Annotated in this window: 22 protein-coding genes; 14 read left to right on the forward strand and 8 right to left on the reverse strand. The window is 62.9% G+C overall.

Annotated elements, in window-relative coordinates; all coding sequences use genetic code 11:
- Positions 1-68 precede the first annotated feature (68 nt).
- From IQ26_RS23215 to IQ26_RS23225, 3 genes are all read right to left on the reverse strand, one after another.
- On the reverse strand, positions 69-632 hold the full coding sequence (locus tag IQ26_RS23215) for a TIGR02281 family clan AA aspartic protease (RefSeq protein WP_145720704.1): 564 nt from the start codon (positions 630-632) through the stop codon (positions 69-71).
- A gap of 98 nt (positions 633-730) precedes the next feature.
- Complete coding sequence (upp, locus tag IQ26_RS23220) at positions 731-1,360, reverse strand: uracil phosphoribosyltransferase (RefSeq protein ID WP_010911460.1); 630 nt, start codon at positions 1,358-1,360, stop codon at positions 731-733.
- 104 nt (positions 1,361-1,464) lie between these two features.
- Positions 1,465-2,439, reverse strand: coding sequence for an adenosine deaminase (locus IQ26_RS23225; RefSeq protein ID WP_145720664.1), 975 nt, complete (start codon positions 2,437-2,439; stop codon positions 1,465-1,467).
- 148 nt (positions 2,440-2,587) lie between these two features.
- On the opposite strand from IQ26_RS23225, the gene ubiE reads away from it, so the two are divergent.
- The 6 genes from ubiE to IQ26_RS23255 all read left to right on the forward strand — a co-directional run bounded on the left by ubiE (position 2,588) and on the right by IQ26_RS23255 (position 8,193).
- Positions 2,588-3,364: a bifunctional demethylmenaquinone methyltransferase/2-methoxy-6-polyprenyl-1,4-benzoquinol methylase UbiE gene (gene ubiE / locus IQ26_RS23230; protein ID WP_145720665.1), complete on the forward strand. Its 777-nt coding sequence runs from the start codon at positions 2,588-2,590 to the stop codon at positions 3,362-3,364.
- Positions 3,365-3,434: 70 nt separating this feature from the next.
- Complete coding sequence (gene ubiB / locus IQ26_RS23235) at positions 3,435-5,009, forward strand: 2-polyprenylphenol 6-hydroxylase (protein ID WP_145720666.1); 1,575 nt, start codon at positions 3,435-3,437, stop codon at positions 5,007-5,009.
- A gap of 66 nt (positions 5,010-5,075) precedes the next feature.
- A complete protein-coding gene (coaBC, locus tag IQ26_RS23240; RefSeq protein WP_208760199.1) occupies positions 5,076-6,542 on the forward strand; it encodes a bifunctional phosphopantothenoylcysteine decarboxylase/phosphopantothenate--cysteine ligase CoaBC in 1,467 nt (488 codons plus the stop codon).
- Between the two features lie 187 nt (positions 6,543-6,729).
- Positions 6,730-7,365 (forward strand): TetR/AcrR family transcriptional regulator, encoded by a 636-nt coding sequence (locus IQ26_RS23245; protein ID WP_145720706.1) that lies wholly within the window; start codon positions 6,730-6,732, stop codon positions 7,363-7,365.
- A complete protein-coding gene (locus IQ26_RS23250) occupies positions 7,362-7,898 on the forward strand; it encodes a GFA family protein (RefSeq protein ID WP_145720667.1) in 537 nt (178 codons plus the stop codon). The genes IQ26_RS23245 and IQ26_RS23250 overlap by 4 nt, the downstream gene beginning before the upstream one ends.
- Positions 7,891-8,193 (forward strand): DUF6958 family protein, encoded by a 303-nt coding sequence (locus tag IQ26_RS23255; protein WP_145720668.1) that lies wholly within the window; start codon positions 7,891-7,893, stop codon positions 8,191-8,193. Before IQ26_RS23250 ends, IQ26_RS23255 begins: the two co-directional genes overlap by 8 nt.
- Positions 8,194-8,225: 32 nt before the next feature.
- Here the strand turns inward: IQ26_RS23255 and IQ26_RS23260 are convergent, their stop codons facing one another.
- The 5 genes from IQ26_RS23260 to IQ26_RS23280 all read right to left on the reverse strand — a co-directional run bounded on the left by IQ26_RS23260 (position 8,226) and on the right by IQ26_RS23280 (position 13,090).
- Entirely contained in the window at positions 8,226-9,662 is a 1,437-nt protein-coding gene (locus tag IQ26_RS23260; protein ID WP_145720669.1) for an MFS transporter, read from the reverse strand.
- A gap of 290 nt (positions 9,663-9,952) precedes the next feature.
- The gene (locus IQ26_RS23265; RefSeq protein WP_145720670.1) at positions 9,953-10,426 is read right to left on the reverse strand and encodes a DUF992 domain-containing protein; all 474 of its coding nucleotides are present in this window, start codon (positions 10,424-10,426) and stop codon (positions 9,953-9,955) included.
- Positions 10,427-10,664: 238 nt separating this feature from the next.
- Complete coding sequence (locus IQ26_RS23270) at positions 10,665-11,510, reverse strand: tetratricopeptide repeat protein (protein WP_145720671.1); 846 nt, start codon at positions 11,508-11,510, stop codon at positions 10,665-10,667.
- 145 nt (positions 11,511-11,655) lie between these two features.
- Positions 11,656-11,922 carry a 30S ribosomal protein S21 gene (gene rpsU / locus IQ26_RS23275; RefSeq protein WP_023797519.1) on the reverse strand — a complete coding sequence of 89 codons (267 nt, stop codon included), beginning with the start codon at positions 11,920-11,922 and terminating at the stop codon, positions 11,656-11,658.
- A 340-nt stretch (positions 11,923-12,262) separates the two neighbouring features.
- Positions 12,263-13,090: a MurR/RpiR family transcriptional regulator gene (locus tag IQ26_RS23280; RefSeq protein WP_145720672.1), complete on the reverse strand. Its 828-nt coding sequence runs from the start codon at positions 13,088-13,090 to the stop codon at positions 12,263-12,265.
- Positions 13,091-13,255: 165 nt separating this feature from the next.
- On the opposite strand from IQ26_RS23280, the gene IQ26_RS23285 reads away from it, so the two are divergent.
- The 8 genes from IQ26_RS23285 (at position 13,256) to IQ26_RS23320 (ending at position 20,780) form a co-directional block, all read left to right on the forward strand.
- Entirely contained in the window at positions 13,256-14,044 is a 789-nt protein-coding gene (locus IQ26_RS23285; RefSeq protein WP_145720673.1) for an N-formylglutamate amidohydrolase, read from the forward strand.
- Positions 14,031-14,585, forward strand: a complete 555-nt coding sequence (locus IQ26_RS23290; protein WP_240547196.1) for a TRAP transporter small permease subunit — start codon at positions 14,031-14,033, stop codon at positions 14,583-14,585. Before IQ26_RS23285 ends, IQ26_RS23290 begins: the two co-directional genes overlap by 14 nt.
- Positions 14,582-15,907, forward strand: a complete 1,326-nt coding sequence (locus IQ26_RS23295) for a TRAP transporter large permease (RefSeq protein ID WP_145720674.1) — start codon at positions 14,582-14,584, stop codon at positions 15,905-15,907. Before IQ26_RS23290 ends, IQ26_RS23295 begins: the two co-directional genes overlap by 4 nt.
- Before the next feature lie 30 nt (positions 15,908-15,937).
- Positions 15,938-17,002 carry a TRAP transporter substrate-binding protein gene (locus IQ26_RS23300; RefSeq protein ID WP_208760200.1) on the forward strand — a complete coding sequence of 355 codons (1,065 nt, stop codon included), beginning with the start codon at positions 15,938-15,940 and terminating at the stop codon, positions 17,000-17,002.
- A gap of 109 nt (positions 17,003-17,111) precedes the next feature.
- Positions 17,112-18,482: a glutamine synthetase family protein gene (locus IQ26_RS23305; RefSeq protein WP_145720675.1), complete on the forward strand. Its 1,371-nt coding sequence runs from the start codon at positions 17,112-17,114 to the stop codon at positions 18,480-18,482.
- A 72-nt stretch (positions 18,483-18,554) separates the two neighbouring features.
- On the forward strand, positions 18,555-18,965 hold the full coding sequence (locus IQ26_RS23310) for a DUF7662 domain-containing protein (protein WP_145720676.1): 411 nt from the start codon (positions 18,555-18,557) through the stop codon (positions 18,963-18,965).
- Complete coding sequence (locus tag IQ26_RS23315; protein WP_145720677.1) at positions 18,955-19,371, forward strand: type II toxin-antitoxin system VapC family toxin; 417 nt, start codon at positions 18,955-18,957, stop codon at positions 19,369-19,371. Before IQ26_RS23310 ends, IQ26_RS23315 begins: the two co-directional genes overlap by 11 nt.
- 23 nt (positions 19,372-19,394) lie before the next feature.
- Positions 19,395-20,780 carry an aldehyde dehydrogenase family protein gene (locus tag IQ26_RS23320; protein ID WP_145720678.1) on the forward strand — a complete coding sequence of 462 codons (1,386 nt, stop codon included), beginning with the start codon at positions 19,395-19,397 and terminating at the stop codon, positions 20,778-20,780.
- Positions 20,781-20,782: the final 2 nt, after the last annotated feature.

The raw sequence follows: 20,782 nt of genomic DNA on the forward strand, positions 1-20,782 counted from the left end.
GGACCATGATCTCTTCCGAACCGAAGGTCAGCGAAGCAAAACCGGTTCCCACTTTTTGGGACGATGGTCTACTGGACAAGCAGCAGCGCGCCGTTTTCGACCTGGTATTTTTCGAGCCGCTGGAGAAAACTCAGGCCGATCAGATTGGTACGCAGCGCCTTGTCGTCGAGCACCACCGCCTGGACACCGTCGACCGTGATCTTGCCGATCTGCAGGCGGTCGATCGTCACCAAGGCAGCCCCGATCGCGCCGTTGGCGGTGCTGACCTCGTGGCGGAAGTCCGACGCGTTCAGCGAAATGCCAATCCTGCGTGCCGTCGAACTGTTGATGGCGACGAGCGTCGCGCCGGTATCGATCATGCCGTCGACCTGACGGCCGTTAAGCTTGAACGCCGACGTGAAATGCCCGCGCGCGTCTGCCGTGACCACGACCTTGCGTCCGAGCGGCTGCGGCGTCGCCGGTCTGTCGGGAACCGCGGCCAGATTCAGGTCGGTTTGCGCTTCGGCCGCCGGCCTGGTTGCGACCGCCGATTTCAGCAGGCCATCCAGCATCTGCGGATTCGACTGATAGAGGATCGGGAACGACGCCGACGTTCCGGCGAGCACGCCAAGGATGAGAAGCTTGCGCAGCATGGACTGGCCTTCGTGAAGGCCCATGCTTATCGCGACATGGTGTTTGCCGCTTTAACCGGCGCCGAAACCGTGCATTTGCGTAAACGATCGGTTAACGGTCATTTGGTCCCGTACATGCGGTCGCCGGCGTCGCCGAGGCCGGGCATGATGTAGCCCTTCTCGTTGAGCTGGCGGTCGATGGAAGCGGTGAAGACCGGGACATCGGGATGCGCCTTGGTGAACCGCTCGATGCCCTCTGGCGCCGCCAGCAGGCAGAGGAAGCGGATGTTGGTGGCGCCGCGCCCTTTCAGCTTGTCGATCGCCGCGATCGCCGAATTGGCGGTCGCCAGCATCGGGTCGACGACGATCACCAGCCGGTCGGCGAGATCGCTCGGTGCCTTGAAGAAATATTCGACCGCTTCCAGCGTCTCATGATCGCGGTAAAGCCCGATATGGGCGACGCGCGCCGCCGGCACCAGATCGAGCAGGCCCTCGAGCAAGCCGTTGCCGGCGCGCAGCACCGAGGCGAAGACCAGCTTCTTGCCCTCCAGCGTCGGCGCTTCCATCGTCTCGATCGGCGTTTCGATCGTCGTCGTTGTCAGTTCGAGGTTGCGGGTGACCTCATAGCCGAGCAGCAGCGAGATCTCGCGCAGCAGCCGCCGGAAGCCGGCCGTCGAGGTTTCCTTCTTGCGCATGATGGTCAGCTTGTGCTGGACAAGCGGGTGGTCGACGACTGTGACGCCCTTCATGGTGTTCTCCTGAAAATCCGGCTGCTTGCGCGAACCCTAGCGGCAATGCGCCGGCCAAGGAACTGCTTGCGATCACCGATCACAGCTTTTGCTGGAGGAGAGCGTCAGCGCACGCCGCCGTCGAGGCGGGTGAGAAGCGCTGTCCTGGTCTTCTTGTCGACGAAGGCGGCCTCTATTGCCGTTCTGGTGACGGCGGCGAGCGCCTTGTCGTTCATCGAGAAATGCTCGGCGGCGATGTCGTATTCGCGCTTCAGCGACGTCCAGAAGTAAGGCGGATCGTCGGAGTTGAGCGTCACTTTGCAGCCCGCCGCCCGCAGTGCCGGAAAAGGGTGGTCGGCGAAACTGTCGAAGACCCTCAGCGCGATGTTGGAGCCGGGGCTGCATTCGAGCACGATGCCTTCGTCGGCGATGCGCCTGATAAGGTCGGGGTTTTCGATGGCCCGCACGCCATGGCCGATGCGGGAGGGGCGGATGTGGTCGAGTGCGGCCGCGACGCTCTCCCAGCCCATCAGTTCGCCGGCATGGACGGTGATGCCGAGACCGGCCTCGCGCGCGATTTCGAAGGCCCTGACATAGTCCTCCAGATCGCCGATCCGCTCGTCGCCGGCGACGCCGAAACCGGTGACCAGCGGATGCCGGCAGCGGGCCGCGAAGCGCGCCGCCTGCTCGATCGATTCGACGCCGGCGTTACGCACCCCGGTAACGATCATGCGGCCCTCGATACCGGTCTTGGCCTTGGCACGCGCGATGCCTTCGCCAAGCGCGTCCGTATAGGCCTTGGGCGATAGGCCGGCCTTCCCGGCGTGGTCCGGCGAGGTGAAGATCTCGGAATAGATGGCGCCGTCGCGGGCGAGGCTGGTCAGGTAATGGTCGGCCAGCCGCGCATAGTCCTCTTCCGTGCGGAACAGGTCGGAGGAGAAGTCATAGGCGGCGAGGAAGGAGGTGAAATCGTGCCAGACGAAAGAGCCGTCCTGAATGTAGGGCGAGGTGTCCTTGCCGTATTTCTGCGCCTGGCGGATGACGAGTTCGGGCGCCGCTGCTCCTTCGATATGGCAGTGCAGTTCCGCTTTCAAAGGCATGCAGTCATCCCGTCAGGTCAGCCCGGGCCGTGGACCCACAAGCGTGATTCCACGACCGGGGAGCGCGGCCGAACACCGCGCCTTAAACAATAGCGTCCGCACCATCGATCGGCTATGGTCCCGCCGGTTTTATGACGGATCAAAAATAATGTCGGTTGAGAGAACCACGGCCGTTGGCGGCATGGAGACCTCCTATGGTTTCAAGCGTGTAGGGGCAGGCGAGAAGCAGTCCCTGGTCAATGACGTTTTCCACAAGGTGGCGAACCGCTACGACCTGATGAACGACCTGATGTCGGCCGGCCTGCACCGGCTGTGGAAGGACGCGATGGTCGCATGGCTCCATCCACCGAAGCGGCCGGACTGGAGCGTGCTCGACGTTGCCGGAGGCACCGGCGACATCGCCTTCCGCATCGTCGAGGCGAGCGGCAGGAACGCCCATGCCACGGTTCTCGACATCAACGGCTCGATGCTCGCCGTCGGCCGCGAGCGGGCCGAGAAAAAAGGCCTGTCGGCAAACATCGATTTCGTCGAGGCCAATGCCGAGGAACTGCCTTTCAGTGAGGCCACGTTCGACGCCTACACGATCGCCTTCGGCATTCGCAACGTGCCGCGCGTCGACGTGGCGCTTGCGGAAGCCTATCGCGTGCTGAAGCCCGGCGGGCGCTTTCTCTGCCTCGAATTTTCCGAGGTCGACATGCCGCTGCTCGACAAGGTCTATGAGGCGTGGTCGTTCAACGCCATCCCCAGAATCGGCAAGGTGGTCACCGGTGACGGCGAGCCCTACTCCTACCTGGTCGAATCGATCCGCAAATTTCCCAATCAGGTGAATTTTGCTTCTATGATCACCCGCGCGGGCTTCGACCGCGCGTCGTTCCGCAATTATTCCGGCGGCATTGCCGCGCTGCATTCGGGCTGGAAGCTTTGAGGCTAGCCCGTATTTTTCATACTCGATGTGCCCTTCGCCGGTCTAGGAGATCGGCGGGGCAAGTGCAGTCATGAGCAGCCTCGCCGCTGGTTTCAGGCTCGTACGGGCCGGCTGGGTGCTGGTCCGCGAAGGCGTCGTGGCAGCCTTGCCGGGCGACGAGCTCTTCGGCCTGCCGAAATTCGGCTGGCGAATGGCGCGGCTGTTCACCCGCCGCCGCGCGCTGGCTTATGAGCGTGGCGACCGGCTGGCCAAGGCGGTCGTCCGGCTCGGCCCATCCTACGTCAAGCTCGGCCAGTTCCTGGCGACACGGCCCGATGTCGTCGGCAACGACATCGCGCTCGATCTCGCCATGCTGCAGGACAAGATGCAGACATTTCCCCAGGCCGAGGCCATCGCGGCGATAGAGGCTTCGCTTGGGCGCAAGGTCGGCGAGCTCTACGCCAGTTTCGGCGAAGCCGTCGCCGCCGCCTCGATCGCTCAGGTCCATACCGCTGAAACCCTGCAGAACGGCGTCGGTTCGCGGGTGGCGGTGAAGGTCATCCGGCCTGGCGTGCGGCGCCGCTTCTTTCGCGATCTCGAAAGTTATTTTCTCGCCGCCCGCCTCCAGGAAAAATACATCCCGTCGTCGCGCCGGCTGCGGCCGGTCGAAGTGACCGAGACGCTGGCGCAGACCACCAAGATCGAAATGGATCTGAGGCTCGAAGCGGCAGCGCTTTCGGAGCTCGGTGAGAACACCAAGGACGATCCCGGTTTTCGCGTGCCGACGGTCGACTGGGAGCGCACCGGCCGCGACGTGCTGACCATGGAATGGGTGGACGGCATCAAGATGAACGACATTGCCGGCCTCGCTGCCGCCGGCCACGATCTGAAGGCGATCGCCGCCAACCTCATCCAGTCGTTCCTGCGCCAAACGCTGCGCGACGGTTTCTTCCATGCCGACATGCATCCGGGAAACCTGTTCGTCGAGGCCGACGGCACCATCGTCGCCGTCGATCTCGGCATTGCCGGGCGGCTCGGCAAGAAGGAGCGCCGGTTCCTCGCCGAAATCCTCTACGGCTTCATCACCCGCGACTATCTGCGCGTCGCCGAAGTGCATTTCGAGGCCGGTTACGTGCCGCGCCAGCACAATGTCGCGGCCTTCGCCCAGGCGATCCGCGCGATCGGCGAGCCGATCCACGGGCAGCCGGCCGATACGATCTCGATGGCCAAGCTGCTGACGCTTCTGTTCGAGGTGACCGACCTCTTCGACATGGCGACGCGATCCGAGTTGGTGCTGCTGCAGAAGACCATGGTGGTGGTCGAAGGCGTCGCCCGCACGCTCGATCCGGCCTTCAACATGTGGAAGACGTCCGAACCGGTGGTCGGCGGCTGGATATCAGGCAATCTCGGACCGCGTGCTCTGCTGGTCGATGCACGCGACGGCGCCAACGCGCTGCTGGCGCTGGCTCGCCAGGCGCCGGACCTTGCCGCCCGAACCGAGCGGCTGTCGCGCGAGATCGATTTGATGGCCGAACACGGGCTGCGCTTCGACGAAAGGACGGCGCGCGCCATCGGCAAGGCCGAGGCGCGCTATAGCAGATCCGGCCGGCTGGCGCTGTGGGTGATTGCGCTGACGCTGGTCTACATTGCCTGGCGGATTTTCTAGCGGCTTGTCTCGAAGTGATTGCATTGCTATCATTGCAGTCAGCAGCGCCGAGCAAAGTGCAGTCATATGGCCAGCATCACCATTCGCAATCTCGATGATGAGGTGAAGGACCTGCTGCGCCGGCTGGCGGCAGAGAATGACCGGTCGATGGAAGAGCAGGCGCGGGTCATGATCCGGGCCGCGGTCGAAGGACGACTTGGTCCGATCGGGCGCATTGACCAGATCGAGAAAACTCTCCGCGAACTGACAGGCTCGTACGGTCCGACGACGCCAATTGCCGCGATATCCAACCAGATGCCACGAGGCATCCTCTCCGGCAAGCGCATCCTGCTGATCATCGGCGGTGGCATCGCCGCCTACAAGTCGCTCGATCTGATCCGTCGGCTGCGCGAGCGGGGCGCCTTGGTGCGGGTGGTGATGACATCAGCCGCGCAGGAATTCGTCACCACGCTGTCGGTCGGGGCGCTGTCCGCCGATCACGTCTTCACGGAATTGTTCGATCGGCAAGACGAGCACGATGTCGGCCACATCCGCCTGTCGCGCGAGGCCGATCTTGTCGTCGTGGCGCCGGCCACCGCCGATCTGATGGCGAAGCTTGCCAACGGCCATGCCAACGACTTGGCCTCGACCGTGCTCATCGCCACCGACAAACAGGTTTTGATGGCGCCCGCCATGAACCCGAGAATGTGGTCGCATCCGGCGACCCGGCGCAACCGCGCGACGTTGCAGGAGGATGGCATCGCATTCATCGGCCCGGCAAAGGGCGAGATGGCCGAGAGCAACGAGGCGGGCGAGGGCCGCATGACCGAGCCGCTGGAGATCGTCGCCGCGATCAAGGCGCTGCTCGATATCAGCCCAAAGCCGTTGTCGGGGAGGAAGATCATCGTCACCTCAGGGCCGACGCATGAGCCGATCGACCCGGTGCGCTACATCGCCAATCGTTCGTCCGGGAAGCAGGGCCATGCCATCGCGGCGGCGCTGGCAAGGCTGGGGGCCGATGTGCGCCTCGTCTCCGGTCCGGTCGGCATTGCCGATCCGGCCGAGGTCACCACGTTGCATGTCGAAACCGCGAACGAGATGAAGGACGCGGTCGAGCAGCTGCTGCCGGCTGACGCGGCGGTGTTCGTCGCGGCGGTGGCCGACTGGCGCAGCGAGACCTCGGCCGGGGAGAAGATCAAGAAAGTGGCGGGCGAGGGACCGCCGGTGCTGCGGATGATCGAAAACCCCGACATTCTCGCTGGTGTCGGTCATCACAGGCAGCGCCCCAGCCTGGTTGTCGGGTTCGCTGCCGAGACGCAGGACCTCGTCAGGAACGCCGAGGCCAAACTCAAAAAGAAGGGCGCCGACTTCATCGTCGCCAACGACGTGTCCCACGAAGGCGCAGAGTCTCCGGGCGTGATGGGCGGCGACCGCAACAAGGTGCGGATCGTCTCGAAGGCCGGTGTCGACGAATGGCCGGAGATGAGCAAGGACGAGGTGGCGGCGCGGCTCGCTGCAGTGATCGCGGAACGGCTGAAGACGATCGTCGTCTAGGTTTGAGGACCACCAATTTCGTCAGGCGTTACGACCGCTTCGCGCCTTCCGGACTCTCGCCTCGATGCGGCGAAAGGCTGCGCCGCGGTCTGATTTCAAGCTGAGCGTAGAACCGATGTAGCTATTCCGAAACGCAGCGTGTCAAGCTAGGTCCTTGACATATACCGACTGTATGGTATGTATAGGCATGCCCAGACCAACCAAACAGTCCCCCGAACGCGGCGGCGCGCGTATCAGGCTCCTCGAGGCGGCGCGGGATATCATCCGCGCGAAGGGCTTCGCCGCCACCACCGTCGATGACCTCTGCAAAACGGCTGCCGTCACGAAAGGGGCGTTTTTCCATAATTTTGGCAGTAAGGACGCTCTGGGGGTCGCAGCGGCCGAGTTCTGGGCAGAGACGACGTCTGGTTTCTTTGCAGCCGCGTCGTATCACGATCCGGCCGATGCCCTGGAGCGCATTCTCGCCTATGTCGCTTTCCGCAAGGCGATCATCGCGGGCGACCTCGCCGCGTTTACCTGTCTCGTCGGAACCATGGCGCAGGAGGTCTACGCAAGCTCCCCTGACATTCGCGATGCCTGTGGCCGCAGCATCTTCGGCCATACGGCCACACTGGAAGCCGACATCGAGGCTGCGCGGCGGGATCATGGTATCGCGGGCGACTGGACGGCCGAAAGTCTCGCACGGCACACGCAAGCCGTCATCCAGGGCGCGTTCATCCTGGCCAAGGCAGGGAACGATCCCGCGCTTGCGCGGGAAAGCCTCGACCATCTCGACCGGTACATTCGGCACCTGTTTCACGTCGCGGAGGATGACGCAAAATGAGCGGAACCACTGAGATCAGTTGCGCCTGCGGGCGGACGCGCTTGGAGTTGAGGGGAGCACCGATCCTCGTGTCCGAATGCCTGTGCAACAGCTGCAGGGCTGCCGCGGATCGTCTTGCGACGCTCGCCGGCGCAAGGAACATGCTTACATCCTACGACGCAACGCCTAGCGCCGAATATCGCAAGGATCGAGTCCGGATCCTGTCCGGCGCGGAGCATCTGAGTGAGTTCCGGCTGTCAGCCGATGCGGGCTCGCGCCGTGTCGTCGCGACCTGCTGCAACACGCCGGTTTTCCTGGAGCTGAAGGGCGCGCATTGGCTGAGTATCTATCTGCACCTCTGGCCGGAAGAGGCGCGGCCGAAAGCCGAAATGCGAACGATGACCGGTGACCTGCCCGACGCCTCCAACCTGCCAAACGACATCCCCAATCTGAAAAGCCATACGGTGTCCTTCTACGCAAAGCTTCTGGGAGCGTGGGCCGCCATGGGATTCCGGAATCCGAAGGTCGAAGTGGCGGGGAAGATCGATGCCTGACGACAAGATCGAAATCGAGAACGTCAACATCCCCGGGCGGACCGAACGGGTTGATCGCGCGAAATACATGGCGATACGCACTGCGCTTCTGACCGTCTTGCCGAGCGAAGCGCCTGGACTGAAAGTCGCAGACGCGAAAGAGGCGCTTCTGCCCCTGCTTGACGACGACCTCTTTCCGCGAGGCAAGACGGCTGGATGGTGGTTGAAAGCCGTCCAGCTCGACCTCGAGGCAAAAGGCGTCATCAAACGCGCGCCTCATAAGCCGGTTCATCTCTACAGGCATGGGCCAATCTAAGCTCTGATCTGAATCCCAAGATATCCGAGCGCCTATCCGGTCGCTTCCTGTGGCCGGGCTGCCGGCCCCGAGATACTCAGAGCGGCAAGGCACCCCAGAATCCCGAGCGGCACGAAGGCGAGGAACAGCCAGCTGGCGACATTTGCCGCGGCCTCTCGGTTCAGGCCTTCGGAAAAACCGCTGGCGTTGGCGACGATGCCGGTCAGTGCTGCACCCACCGCATAGCCGATGCGCTGCATCGTCGGCACGGCGGCGGAGGCGATCGTCTGCTCATCGTCCCTGGCCGATGCCACGATCACGCGCGTGACGAAGGGCCAGGCAATGCCGAAGCCGCCGCCTTGCAGCAAGGCGCAAAACAGGATCAGCGGAATCGAACCCGCCGGCACCGCATAGGCGAAGCCGGAAATGCCCGTCGCGATCATCAGCGCGCCGCCGGTGATGATCAGCCTCTCGCGCTCCGGCGGGGCATTGGCGACGAGGATCGACAGGACCGACCAGGCGATCGATTCGGCGGCGATGATATAGCCGGTGGTCAGGATCGGAATGCCGTGCAGGCTGGTCAGCAGCAGCGGCCCGTAGACGGCGAAGGAGCAGGTCGCCACCGAAAAGGCTGCGATCATGGTCATGCCTGCGCCGACCGGCGAACGCCATGAGAACAGCCGCGACGGGAACAGCCGCGAGCGCGGCTTCAGCGCGTCGATGCGGATGAACAGAGTGAGGCCCGCCAGGCCGAGGGTGAGCAGCAGGGACGAGCGCAGCAGGGCAATGTCGATACCGGCAGTGGCGATCAGCACGACGCTGACGGCAAGGCAGCCGAGCGCGGCAAAGGGGAAGGGCGGCGCCACCCCAACGATCGCGCGCGGCCTGGTCGCCTCGGGTGTGTTAAGCACGATGAAGCTCGCCAGCGCCATGGTCATGCCGCCGAGCGTGAAGATGCCGAAAGCCCAGCGCCAGGAGAGCAGCTCGGTCATCAACGCACCGAGCACCGGCCCGCTGAAGGCGGCAACGCCCCAGATCGCCGACATGACACCGAAAAGCTGCGGCCAGATAATGCGCGGAAACAGCCGCTCGACCGAGACGAAGGCCAGCGACACCAGCGCGCCGCCGCCAAGCCCCTCGATCAGGCGTCCCGCCAGGAACAGCGGCATGGACGGCGCGATGGCGCAGACCAGCGCGCCGGCCGCGTAGAGCAGGGCGGCGACCACCATGTTGGTGCGCAGCGCGACATAGCTCACCAGCCGGCCGGCGGCGGCGCCGGCGACGATGGCGCCGAGTTCGTAGATCGCCAGCGACCAGCCGACCAGCTGCACGCCGGCGAGTTCGCCGACCATGGCCGGCATCACCGTCGCCACCATCGTCTCGTTGGTGGCGTGCAGCAGGATGCCAAGGCTGATGAAGCAGAAGCGCGCCAGATCGCCGCTCGCCCATAGCGCCCGCCAGTCGACCCTGTTTGTGCTGGTCTCGGTCATCCCGCCTCCCGAACTTTCTTATACGCCGATTCAAAATGATGGAACGCTCTTCGCGTCCAAATAGAAACGCGGCGCTTCGGGAACGGCTTGTAAAACCTCAACCGCAGTTGAGCTCAAGCGGTTTTTTTGCGGTGGGCTAAGGATGCCCATCAAGTGTGAGGCGATCGAAGATTGGCGCCGGCGGCGATCGTGACGGCAGCGATGATCGTCCTTGGCATGGCGGTTTGTGAAAAATTGCGCGGCGCGGAACGATCCTGTTCCGCGCCGCGCTCAGAGCCACGCTATGCCGCTTATTTGTACGAGTGGATCAGCTCCAGCGAAGTGACGGCGACCGCCAGGTTGACGCCGGTCTGCGCCTGTACGTTGAGAGGCTGTAGCGAGAAGGCGCTGTTCAGTCCGCCGACTAGAAGGTTGGCGCCGCCGCCGGTCACCAAGCTGGCCTCGGCGTTGACGCCATAATAGCTGCCGGCAAGATCGCTGGAAGCACGGTTGCCGGTGGCCGCCAGAACCGCCCATATCAACTCGCCCTGATGCGTCTTGCCGACGTCGACGCCAAGCTTGGAAATGACCCCGGTATAGGCTTCGGGGGGACCGCCATGGTGGGGGCGAAAGGTGCAGGTCACCCCTTTGTTGGATGTGACGATATAGCCGGTGCCGCCGTCGATGGTGCAGTCGAGCACGCCGAGCTGAAGCCTGCCCGCGCTGGCAGGGGAGGCGAGAACTGTGGCGGCGAGGCCGCCGGCGCAGGCGAGTTTCTTGATCATGGGAGGGTCCTTTCGCGAATTGCCTTGAACAACGGCTAAGCGTCGCGAGCGTTCCGCCGATAACTTGGCGCGATCAAGGCGAGCGTTAACGCGTGTCGTCCAAAAGCATCCCCCGACAAACTTGAAGCACACCGCATGAATTCCATTACATGCGATGCGCTCAAATAAGCAGTCTTCGAGCGTTTCGAAGGCATGCCACGCGGCAGGCCTGCCATATCAGGCCGGACGCCGCCGTCGGTCAGCCGGCGCCGGTGCGCGCCAGGCCGTCCTTGGCCGGCTGGTAGGTGGGGTTGAGGCGCACGGCCTCGCGGTAGGATTTCGCCGCCTTGGCCTTGTCGCCGCGCCGCTCGTAGATCAGCGCCTGATTGGACCAGGCCTCGGCGTTCTTGCCGTCGAGCTTGATCGCCATGTTGATGTCGGCGAAGGCATTGTCCTCGTCGTTCGTGGCCAGGTAGGAAAGGCCGCGGCCATTGTAAGGCTCGGCGGCGTCCGGCGCCAGTGAGATGGCGGTCGAGAAATCCTCGATGGCGAAGGCGTGCTGGCCCTGGCTCTGATAGATCAGGCCGCGATTGTGGTAGGCGCGGGCATCTGTCGTGTCGAGCTGGATCGCCTTCTGGAAATCGTTGAATGCTTCCTGGGTGCGGCCGGCCCTGCGGTAGAGATTGCCACGGCCGATATAGGCGGCGTCATAGTTGGAATTGATCTGGATCGAGTGGTTGTAGTCGGCAAGCGCGGCCGCCTGGTCGCCGAGGAAGCGATGGATGAGAGCGCGGTTCGAATAGGCCTGGTAGAAATTCGGATTGAGCTGGATGGCGGTGTCGAAGTCCTTGAGCGCCGCCTGGTACTGGCCGCCACGGCCATAGGCCGAGCCGCGCACGTTGTAGCCTTCCGGATCCTGGGGACTGCGCTGGATCACGGCCGATAGCGAGGAAATGTTCTCGACCGATCCTTGTGCCTTGTCGATGTTGTTGAATCCGGCGGTCGGGGCTGTCTGGCAGCCGGCAAGCGCCAAGCCAGAAAGCAGGGCTGCCGTCAGGGCGAAGCCGTGCATTGCGGTTTTGCGCTCCAGGCTTGTTGCGTTCATGTCTGCTCTGTCCTCACTGCCGCCGCGCCGTCAGGTTCCCTCTCGAACCGGCCCCCCGAACCAGGTCGAATTCAAAACAAAAAGGTGGCGGCGATTACGCATCGCGCCACCCTGGATATCCTTCGAAAAGGACGAAAAATTGGCGTCAGAACCGCGGCGGACGCGGAGCACCAGCAGCACCGGCCGCCACTGGGCGCGGCGTCATCGGCAACAGGCCTTCGCGCTGGGCGCGCTTGCGGGCCAGCTTGCGGGCGCGGCGAACGGCTTCCGCCTTCTCACGCGCGCGCTTCTCGGAAGGCTTCTCGTAATGCCCACGCATCTTCATTTCGCGGAAGATGCCTTCGCGCTGCATCTTTTTCTTGAGCGCGCGAAGCGCCTGGTCAACATTGTTGTCGCGGACGAGTACCTGCACGGGCAATCCTGTCTTTCGGGTTTGATATCAACAGGCAAGCGGCCATAGCCACCAGCCTCCGCAGTGGGCTACACCACGAATTGCGGCGGCTGATAGCAGAATCATGCCGCTTTGTCCACTGCTGAAACGAAAAACCCGCCTAGCGGCGGGTCATCGGCGCAAATCAGCACCGTATCTAAATCAATAGCATAACTGCCGTCAGAAAGCAATCGATTGATCGCGAGTTCAGGCAGTGTGTCTGCCTTCCAAATTGCCAGCCGGGCAGAATGGTTCCAGCCGTTTGGCCACGCAAGCGTGCCGAACGACCCAGCCGCAGGTCCCAGTTCAAGCCGCGTCGAGCCTACCGCAAGCTTTCCAACTCGCGGATGCGTTTGGCGCTGTCAGCCTCGAGCTGCCGGGTGACGGCGCCGATCAGGGTTTCGGCAACGACGAAAAGCGCCGCCGAGGAGTCCCAGGCCGAGGGCACGGCGGTGCGCCCGGCGATGACATGGCGGGCAAAGCGGGCGATCGGCGACAGCCACTGGTCGGTGAACAGCACGATCTGCACGCCGCGCTGGTGCGCCGTTTCGGCAAAGCGAACCAGGCTGTCCTGGTAGCGCCTGATGTCGAAGATCACCAGCACGTCGCGCTTGCCCATGTCGATCAGCCGGTCGCGCCAGACGCTCTCCTGCCCGGTGAGATGGAAGACGTTGGGCTGGACGATGGCGAGGTGGGCGGCCATGTAGCAGGCAAGCGGATCGGTGAAGCGGCCGCCGATCAGGAATGTCTTGCCGCGCCGGTCGGCAAGCCTTGCGGCGATGTCGGCAAGCTGCTTGTCGGACAGGTGCTTGAACGTCTCGCGCAAATTGTCGAGCGTCGCCTCCAGCAGGGGCGAAACCGCGCCGCCGTTCGGCGACGGCGGATTTAGTGTCCGTGACGCCGGCGACTGCAACTGCGCCGCCAGTTCGTCCTGCAGCGCCGACTGGAATTCCGGATAGTGCTGGAACCCGAGCCTGGCGACGAAGCGCAGGATGGTCGGCGAGCTTACGCCGGAGGCAGTTGAGAATTCGGCGACCGTCTTCAGGCCGATCAGCGGGTAGTTGGCGATCAGCGTCTGTGCGGCGCGCCGCTCGCCTGCCGGCATCGTGCCGATGCGGTCCGAGATCAGTTCGGCAATGCTGGATATCATCTTCTCCCACCCTGGCTGTTTGCCGAAATCGCATTTGACCCGAAATCGCGTTTGATCCGAATTCGCGTTTGACAAAGCCGGTCAAACTGTATGAAATCATCCACAGGGACGCAATGATGCAAAATACGTAACATACGATACAGCGCTCGCCGGGGACTGCAAACAATGGAGACAGCACGGCGCGCCAGCCCTGCATCGCCTGAAGCCGTGAGGGTGACGAACCCGGGCGGATCAAGCCCATTCGTGCTGACCTGCGACCACGCCTCCAACTTCCTGCCGCCGGAATTCGGAACGCTCGGCCTTGCCGCCGAAGAGCTTTCCCGCCACATCGCCTGGGATCCCGGCGCGCTGCCGGTCGCCCGCCACATTGCCGAGGCGCTTGACGCGACGCTGGTAGAGACCCGCATTTCGCGCCTTGTCATCGACTGCAACCGCCCGCTCGACGCGCCCGACCTGATATCGGCGATCAGCGAAACCACTGCCGTTCCGGGCAATGCCGGGCTGACGGAAAAGCAGCGCGCCGCGCGCATCGCCTTGTCGTGGCAGCCCTTCCATGACGCGGTCGAACGCATCATCGACAACAGGCTGGCGCGCGGACTGGAGACTCGGCTGGTATCCGTCCATTCCTTCACCCCGGTCTACAAAGGCAAGAGCCGGCCCTGGCACGTCGGCATCATCCATGACGAGGATCGCCGGTTGGCGTCGCTGCTGATTGCCGCGCTGCAGCGGCTCGCCGGCGTCAATGTCGGCATCAACGAGCCCTATTCGCCGGCCGACCGCGTCTATTTCACGCTGGAACGCCATGCGCGCTCGCGGGAGCTACCCTGCGCGATGATTGAAATCCGCAACGACGAAGTATCCGACGAAGCCGGGCAGCGGAAATGGGCGGCGCGGCTGTCGACGATCCTGGCCAGTTCGGTGTTGCACAGCGAGGTCTCGAATGCAACCGCTTGAAGACGGCGGAAAACCGCGTGCCGGGCCGCCGATGCCTGAATTTGTAAAAACCTACGTGCGCGTCGTCGACAGAGCCAGCTGGTATATGGGCCTGTTCGCCATGTACCTCGTCTTCGCGATGATCGGCATCCTCACCTATGCGTCGCTAATGAAGGTCTTCTTCGTGCCGTCGATCTGGACGATAGAATTGGCCCAGTTCGTCATGGTCGCCTATTTCATGCTCGGCGGCGCGTTTTCTCTTCGCGAGGACGACCACGTGCGCATGGACCTGCTCTATGCGGGATGGACGATGCGGCGCAGGGCCGGGACCGACCTGGTCACCGGCCTCGCGCTCATCTTCTTTCTCGTTGCGCTGCAGATCGGCGGCATAGCTTCGATGATCTACGCGTTCCAATACAGCGAGAAAGGGTTTTCCGCCTGGGCGCCTTACATGGCGCCGATCAAGGTCGTCATCAATATCGGACTGTTCCTGACGCTGCTCCAGGCGATCGCCATCTGGTTCAAGGACTGGGCGCGTTATCGCGGGGAGCCGATGAGTTGAGTTACGAGGTCATCGCCCTACTGATGTTTTCCGGCATGATGCTGCTGCTCCTCACCGGGCAGCGCGTCTTCGCGGTGATCGGGTTCGTCGGCGCCCTGGCTGCGCTGCTGCTGTGGGGCGACGGCGGTGTCGAGATGTCGTTCACCTCCATCATGAAGGTGATGAAGTGGTATCCGCTGCTCACGCTGCCGCTTTTCGTTTTCATGGGCTATATGCTGGCCGAGTCGCATATCGCCGACGACCTCTACAAGATGTTCCACGTCTGGATGGGCCCGCTTCGCGGCGGCCTCGCCGTCGGCACCATCTTCATGATGGTGATCATCTCGGCGATCAACGGGCTGAGCGTCGCCGGGATGGCGGTGGGCGCAACCATAGCCCTTCCCGAGCTCTTGCGGCGCGGCTATGACAAGACCATGGTCACCGGCGTGATCCAGGCGGGCTCGACGCTTGGTATCCTCGTCCCGCCGAGCGTCGTGCTCGTGCTCTACGGCATGATCGCGCGTCAGCCGGTCGGCAATCTGTGGATGGCCGGCGTATTTCCGGGCCTGCTCATGGCCGCGCTGTTCATTCTCTACATCGTGATCCGCTGCTGGCTGCAGCCGGAGCTTGGGCCGCCGCTGTCGAAGGAAGAGCGTGTCCGCTACAGCTTGACGGAAAAATTCATCCTGTTGCGGGCGGGGCTTGTTCCGCTGGCCATCTTCCTGTCGATGACCGGGCTGTTCCTCACCGGCGTAACGAGCCTGGTCGAGAGCTCGGCCGTGGGCGCGGTCACGTCGATCCTCGCCGCGCTGATGCGTGGGCGGCTGACATGGGCGATACTGCATCAAACGACGCGCAAGACGCTTGCTATCAGCTGCATGTTCTTCTGGATCATCACCGCCGCACTTTGTTTCGGCGCGGTCTTCGACGGGCTCGGCGCGGTGAAATCGGTCGAGCGCCTGTTCCTCGGCGATCTCGGCCTCGAGCCCTGGCAGGTGCTGGTGCTGATGCAACTCACCTTCCTCGCCCTTGGAGTTTTTCTTGACGACACGGCCATGCTGGTCATCGTCGCACCGCTGTTCATTCCGCTCGCCGCCGCGCTCGGTTTCGATCTGGTGTGGTACGGCGTGCTCTACACGATCACCTGCCAGATCGCTTATCTAACGCCGCCCTTCGGCTACAATCTCTTCCTGATGCGCGCCATGGCGCCACCGGAAGTGACGCTTCCCGACATCTATCGTTCCATAGTTCCGTTCGTCGGGATCATGCTGCTGACGCTGCTGATCATCGGAGTTTTCCCCGAGATCGCGACGTGGCTGCCCAACTACTACTATTCGAAGTAGGTCCAAAAAGTTCAACCAGAGGGAAAGACAATGGACAAAGTGCAGAGCAGACGCAATTTCCTCAAGAAGGCCGGTCTCGTGACCGCGGGCGCCGCCGGCGCCTCGACGCTTGCGACGCCCTATGTCATGGCCCAGTCGACGCCCATCAAATGGCGGCTTCAGACCTATGCCGGCGCGGCACTCGGACCGCACGTGACCAAGCCGGCGGTCGACGCCTTCAACGCGGCGGCGAAGGGCGAGATGGAAATCGAGCTCTACTACGCAGACCAGCTCGTGCCGACCGGCGAACTGTTCCGGGCGATGCAGGCCGGCACGATCAATGCGGTGCATTCCGACGACGACTCGATGGCGGCGCCGGTCGACATCTCGGTGTTCGGTGGTTATTTCCCGTTCGCAACCAAGCACATCCTCGACGTTCCGGCGCTGTTCAACCAACATGGCCTCGCCGAGATCTGGCGCGACGCCTATGCCAAGGCCGGCGGCGTGGTGTGGCTTTCCGCGGCCGGGCAGGACCCCTGCCACTTCAACACCAAAAAGCCGATCACCAGCCTCGCGGACCTACAGGGCCTGCGCCTCTACACCTTCCCGACGGCGGGCAAGTTCCTCGCGCAGTTTGGCGTGATCCCCGTCGTGCTGCCCTACGAGGACGTGCAGGTCGCCGTCCAGACCGGCGAGCTCGACGGCATGTCGTGGTCGGGCATTACCGAGGACTACACCGTTGGCTGGGCCGATGTGACCGACCACTTCACGACCAACAACATTTCCGGCGCCTGGATCGGCTCCTGGTTCGTCAACGAGAAAAGCTGGGCCGATATCCCCGAGCACCTGCAGAAGCTCTGGCTCGCCTGCGTCGATGCCGGCCATACCTACCGCAACCAATGGTATTGGGGCGGTGAGGCAAGCCTGCGAGCCAATGGCGACAAGCTGAAGCTGACCACCATCCCGGCCGCGGAGTGGGCGCAAGTCGAAGACGCGGCGCTGAAGTTCTGGGACGAGATCGCAGCGGAGAGCGAAACGCGCGCCAAAGTGGTCGGCATCTTCAAGGAGTACAACGCCATGCTGAAGAAGGCGGGCGGCGTCTATACCCAGGGCTGAGACGGCCTTGATCGCGCGGGTGCCCGGCGGACGGGCGCCCGAGTCGACGTTCATTTGGAAGCCGGCGCGGTGTGCAGGCTAGGATGCGGAACCACGTGCGGAGCAGTCAATGGCCGGAAATTTCTCGTTCGATCAGTTGAAGAAGGCGGTCTCCAGCGGCGAGGTCGACACGGTGCTGGCCTGCATCGTCGACATGCAGGGCCGGCTCGCGGGAAAGCGGTTCCTGGCGCAGTATTTCGTCGATTCCGCACATGACGAGACGCATGGCTGCAACTATCTGCTGGCCGCCGACATCGATATGGAACCGGTGCCCGGCTACAAGGCGGCGAGTTGGTCGAAGGGCTACGGCGACTTCGTCATGAAGCCCGATATGTCGACGCTGCGGCGCATTCCATGGCTGGAAAAGACGGCGCTGGTGATCTGCGACGTGCTCGACCACCACACCCATGACGACCTGCCGCATTCGCCGCGCGCCATGCTGAAGAAGCAGGTCAAGCGGCTGAGCGAACGTGGCTATATCGGCTATTTCGCCTCCGAGCTCGAATTCTACCTGTTCAACGAGACCTATGATTCCGCCCGCAAGAAGCACTGGCAGGGCCTCGATACTGCTTCGCCCTATATCGGCGATTATCAGATCGGCATCACTACCAAGGAAGAAGGCGTCATGCGCCGGCTGCGCAACGAGATGGAGGCGGCCGGCATTCCGATCGAGAATTCCAAGGGCGAGTGGGGTCCAGGCCAGGAAGAAATCAATGTGCGCTATGCCGAGGCGCTCGACATGGCCGACCGCCACGTCATCCTGAAGAACGGTGCCAAGGAAATCGCCGAGTCCGAAGGCAAGGCGATCTCGTTCATGGCCAAGTACAATTACGGGCTCGCCGGAAATTCCAGCCACATCCACAATTCGTTGTGGAGCGCCGACGGCAAGACGCCGCTGTTCTACGACAAAAAGGCTGACTGGACGCTGTCGACGCTCGGCCAGCAATGGGCGGCCGGCCAGCTCAAATACGCCAAGGAATTCACCTGGTTCCTGGCGCCCTACATCAACTCCTACAAGCGCTTCCAGGCCGGCACATTCGCGCCGACCAAGATCATGTGGAGCGAGGACAACCGCACCGCCGGCTTCCGCCTGTGCGGCGAGGGCACCAAGGGCATCCGCATGGAGTGCCGCATCGGCGGCGCCGACCTCAACCCCTACCTCGCATTCGCGGCGCTGACCGCGGCTGGCCTTGCCGGCATCGATGAAAAGCTCGAACTGCAAAAGCCCTTCGTCGGTGACGCCTATCAGGCGTCGCGCCTGCCGGAAATCCCGAAGACGCTGCGCGACGCGACAGAGACGCTGGCGAAGTCAAAGATGCTGAAGCAGGCGTTCGGCGAGGACGTGCTCGAACATTATGTTCACACCGCACACTGGGAGCAGTTCGAATACGACCGCCGGATTACAGACTGGGAACTGCACAGGGGGTTCGAGCGCTATTAAAGCTGTAGTTTGCATTGATTTCATCCAATTAAAGCTGTACTCTTGATCGGTTTCGGCTCAGGAGGTGCGAAAATGGGAAAGTATTCGCCGTTGCGTTCGTATCTGTTGTCTCAGGATAAGGAGCGGATTCCGATGTCGTTCAATGACATCGAGAGGCTGATCGGTGAGAAGCTGCCTGCCTCGAAACAGTACCCGGCCTGGTGGAGCAACAATCCCAGCAACAATCCCATGACGAAGGAATGGTTGGCCGCCGGGTTCCAAACCGAGTCCGTCAACATTGCCGGCGGCAATCTGGTGTTTCGACGTGTCCGGGTAATTTCAGGTGAGGTGGGCGGCTTTGGTGAATCGGCTCAGTCTGAAATCGGTGGAGTAGCGTCACGTCATCCGATCTTCGGCTGCATGAAAGGCACGCTTACGATCATTCCTGATGTCGATCTGACCGAGCCTGCCGACCCGGATTGGGGCAAAGTCTATGAGGACTGAAAATCTTCTTTTGGACACCTGCGCGGTCATCTGGATATCGCAAGACGAGCCGATCGCCGATGCGGCCGTCGCGGCCATAGGTAAGGTTCCGAAGTCCGGCACGCTGAATGTGTCGGTCATGACTGCATGGGAAATGGGTATGCTGGTTTCGAAGGGCAGGCTGCCATCGACAAAGACCCCGGAGCGCTGGTTCAACGAGTTCGTCGAGGCGGCTGCCATCGACGTGGAAGGCGTCACTCCGCGGATACTTGTCGCTGCATCCTATCTGCCTGGTGCAGTGCATAATGATCCGATGGATCGAATTCTCATCGCAACTGCACGAGAGCGCGATCTGACGATCATAACGCGCGACCGAGCCATTCTGGCCTATGCCGCCCAGGGCCACGTTCGGGCAATCGCCTGCTAAAAACAAACAACTGGAGACGCCACTTGGAAACCGTGAAAATAAAATCCCCCGTCGACGGTTCGATCTATGCTGAGCGGTCTGTAGCCACGGACCAGGCGATCAACGCCGCGGTCGAGCGCGCCAAGGCGGCGCAGGAGAAATGGGCTGAGACGCCGGTCGTCGAGCGCGGCAAGTACATGCTGGCCATGCTGGAAGCGCTGGTCGCCATGAGCGACGAAATCGTGCCGGAGATCGCCTGGCAGATGGGCCGCCCGGTGCGTTATGGCGGCGAGTTCGGCGGCGTCAAGGAACGTACCAACTACATGGTCGAGATCGCGGAGGCGGCCCTCAAGCCGGTGATGGCGTCCAATCCCAAGGACGGGTTTCGCCGCTATGTGAAGAAGGTGCCGCTCGGCGTGGTCATGGTGATCGCGCCGTGGAACTATCCCTATCTCACCGCCGTCAACACCATCGTGCCGGCGCTGATGGCCGGCAGCGCCGTCATCCTCAAGCATGCGGCGCAGACGCTGCTGGTTGGCGAACGCTTTCAACAGGCTTTCGACAAGGCCGGCCTGCCGAAGGGCCTGTTCCAGAACATCGTCATGAACCACGCCCAGACCGAGAAGCTGCTCGGCTCGGGCAAGATCGATCATGTCAACTTCACCGGCTCGGTTGCCGGCGGCCGCGCCATCGAGAAGGCCGCGGCAGGCACCTTCATGACGCTCGGCCTCGAACTCGGCGGCAAGGACCCCGCCTATGTCCTGGCCGATGCCAAGATGGATCATGCCGTCGCCAATCTGGTCGACGGCGCCTTCTACAATTCCGGCCAGTGCTGCTGCGGCATCGAGCGCGTCTATGTGCACGAAAAGGTCTATGACGAATTCGTCGAAGGCTTCATCGCCGAGACCAAAAACTATGTCGTCGGCAATCCGCTCGACCAGGCGACGACGATGGGGCCGATGGCGCAGGCGCGCTTTGCCGACCTGATCCGCGAGCAGAAGGCCGAGGCGCTGCGCAAGGGCGCCAAGGCGCACGTCAACATGAAGGTGGCCAACGACGAGCAAGGTTCGCCCTATCTGGCGCCGGAAGTGCTGACCGGGGTCGACCACCAGATGAGCGTCATGCGCGAGGAGAGTTTTGGGCCGATCGTCGGCATCATGAAGGTGCGCAACGACGAGGAGGCGATCGCCCTGATGAACAACAGCCCCTACGGGCTGACGGCCTCGATCTGGACTGGAGACATCGAGCATGCGGTGGCGATCGGCGACCGGGTCGAGACCGGCACCGTGTTCATGAACCGCTGCGACTATCTCGATCCGGCGCTGGTCTGGACCGGTGTCAAGGACACCGGCAAGGGCGCCGCCCTGTCGGCCATCGGCTACGACAATCTGACGAGGCCGAAATCATATCATCTGCGTGAAACGACCTGATT

Source organism: Mesorhizobium tianshanense (genome assembly GCF_007830515.1).
In the GTDB taxonomy this organism is placed as follows: Bacteria; Pseudomonadota; Alphaproteobacteria; order Rhizobiales; family Rhizobiaceae; genus Mesorhizobium; species Mesorhizobium tianshanense.

What these genes read in the sequence shown, in the direction of transcription:
- IQ26_RS23255 (WP_145720668.1), top strand. Translation starts at nt 7,891, where the DNA reads ATGCCTGACGACAAGATCGAAATCGAGAACGTCAACATCCCCGGGCGG.
- IQ26_RS23280 (WP_145720672.1), bottom strand. Translation starts at nt 13,090, where the DNA reads ATGATATCCAGCATTGCCGAACTGATCTCGGACCGCATCGGCACGATG.
- upp (WP_010911460.1), bottom strand. Translation starts at nt 1,360, where the DNA reads ATGAAGGGCGTCACAGTCGTCGACCACCCGCTTGTCCAGCACAAGCTG.
- IQ26_RS23300 (WP_208760200.1), top strand. Translation starts at nt 15,938, where the DNA reads ATGGACAAAGTGCAGAGCAGACGCAATTTCCTCAAGAAGGCCGGTCTC.
- IQ26_RS23315 (WP_145720677.1), top strand. Translation starts at nt 18,955, where the DNA reads ATGAGGACTGAAAATCTTCTTTTGGACACCTGCGCGGTCATCTGGATA.
- ubiE (WP_145720665.1), top strand. Translation starts at nt 2,588, where the DNA reads ATGTCGGTTGAGAGAACCACGGCCGTTGGCGGCATGGAGACCTCCTAT.
- IQ26_RS23310 (WP_145720676.1), top strand. Translation starts at nt 18,555, where the DNA reads ATGGGAAAGTATTCGCCGTTGCGTTCGTATCTGTTGTCTCAGGATAAG.
- IQ26_RS23270 (WP_145720671.1), bottom strand. Translation starts at nt 11,510, where the DNA reads ATGAACGCAACAAGCCTGGAGCGCAAAACCGCAATGCACGGCTTCGCC.
- IQ26_RS23250 (WP_145720667.1), top strand. Translation starts at nt 7,362, where the DNA reads ATGAGCGGAACCACTGAGATCAGTTGCGCCTGCGGGCGGACGCGCTTG.
- IQ26_RS23245 (WP_145720706.1), top strand. Translation starts at nt 6,730, where the DNA reads ATGCCCAGACCAACCAAACAGTCCCCCGAACGCGGCGGCGCGCGTATC.
- IQ26_RS23260 (WP_145720669.1), bottom strand. Translation starts at nt 9,662, where the DNA reads ATGACCGAGACCAGCACAAACAGGGTCGACTGGCGGGCGCTATGGGCG.
- coaBC (WP_208760199.1), top strand. Translation starts at nt 5,076, where the DNA reads ATGGCCAGCATCACCATTCGCAATCTCGATGATGAGGTGAAGGACCTG.
- IQ26_RS23305 (WP_145720675.1), top strand. Translation starts at nt 17,112, where the DNA reads ATGGCCGGAAATTTCTCGTTCGATCAGTTGAAGAAGGCGGTCTCCAGC.
- ubiB (WP_145720666.1), top strand. Translation starts at nt 3,435, where the DNA reads ATGAGCAGCCTCGCCGCTGGTTTCAGGCTCGTACGGGCCGGCTGGGTG.
- IQ26_RS23265 (WP_145720670.1), bottom strand. Translation starts at nt 10,426, where the DNA reads ATGATCAAGAAACTCGCCTGCGCCGGCGGCCTCGCCGCCACAGTTCTC.
- IQ26_RS23225 (WP_145720664.1), bottom strand. Translation starts at nt 2,439, where the DNA reads ATGCCTTTGAAAGCGGAACTGCACTGCCATATCGAAGGAGCAGCGGCG.
- IQ26_RS23215 (WP_145720704.1), bottom strand. Translation starts at nt 632, where the DNA reads ATGCTGCGCAAGCTTCTCATCCTTGGCGTGCTCGCCGGAACGTCGGCG.
- IQ26_RS23290 (WP_240547196.1), top strand. Translation starts at nt 14,031, where the DNA reads ATGCAACCGCTTGAAGACGGCGGAAAACCGCGTGCCGGGCCGCCGATG.
- IQ26_RS23285 (WP_145720673.1), top strand. Translation starts at nt 13,256, where the DNA reads ATGGAGACAGCACGGCGCGCCAGCCCTGCATCGCCTGAAGCCGTGAGG.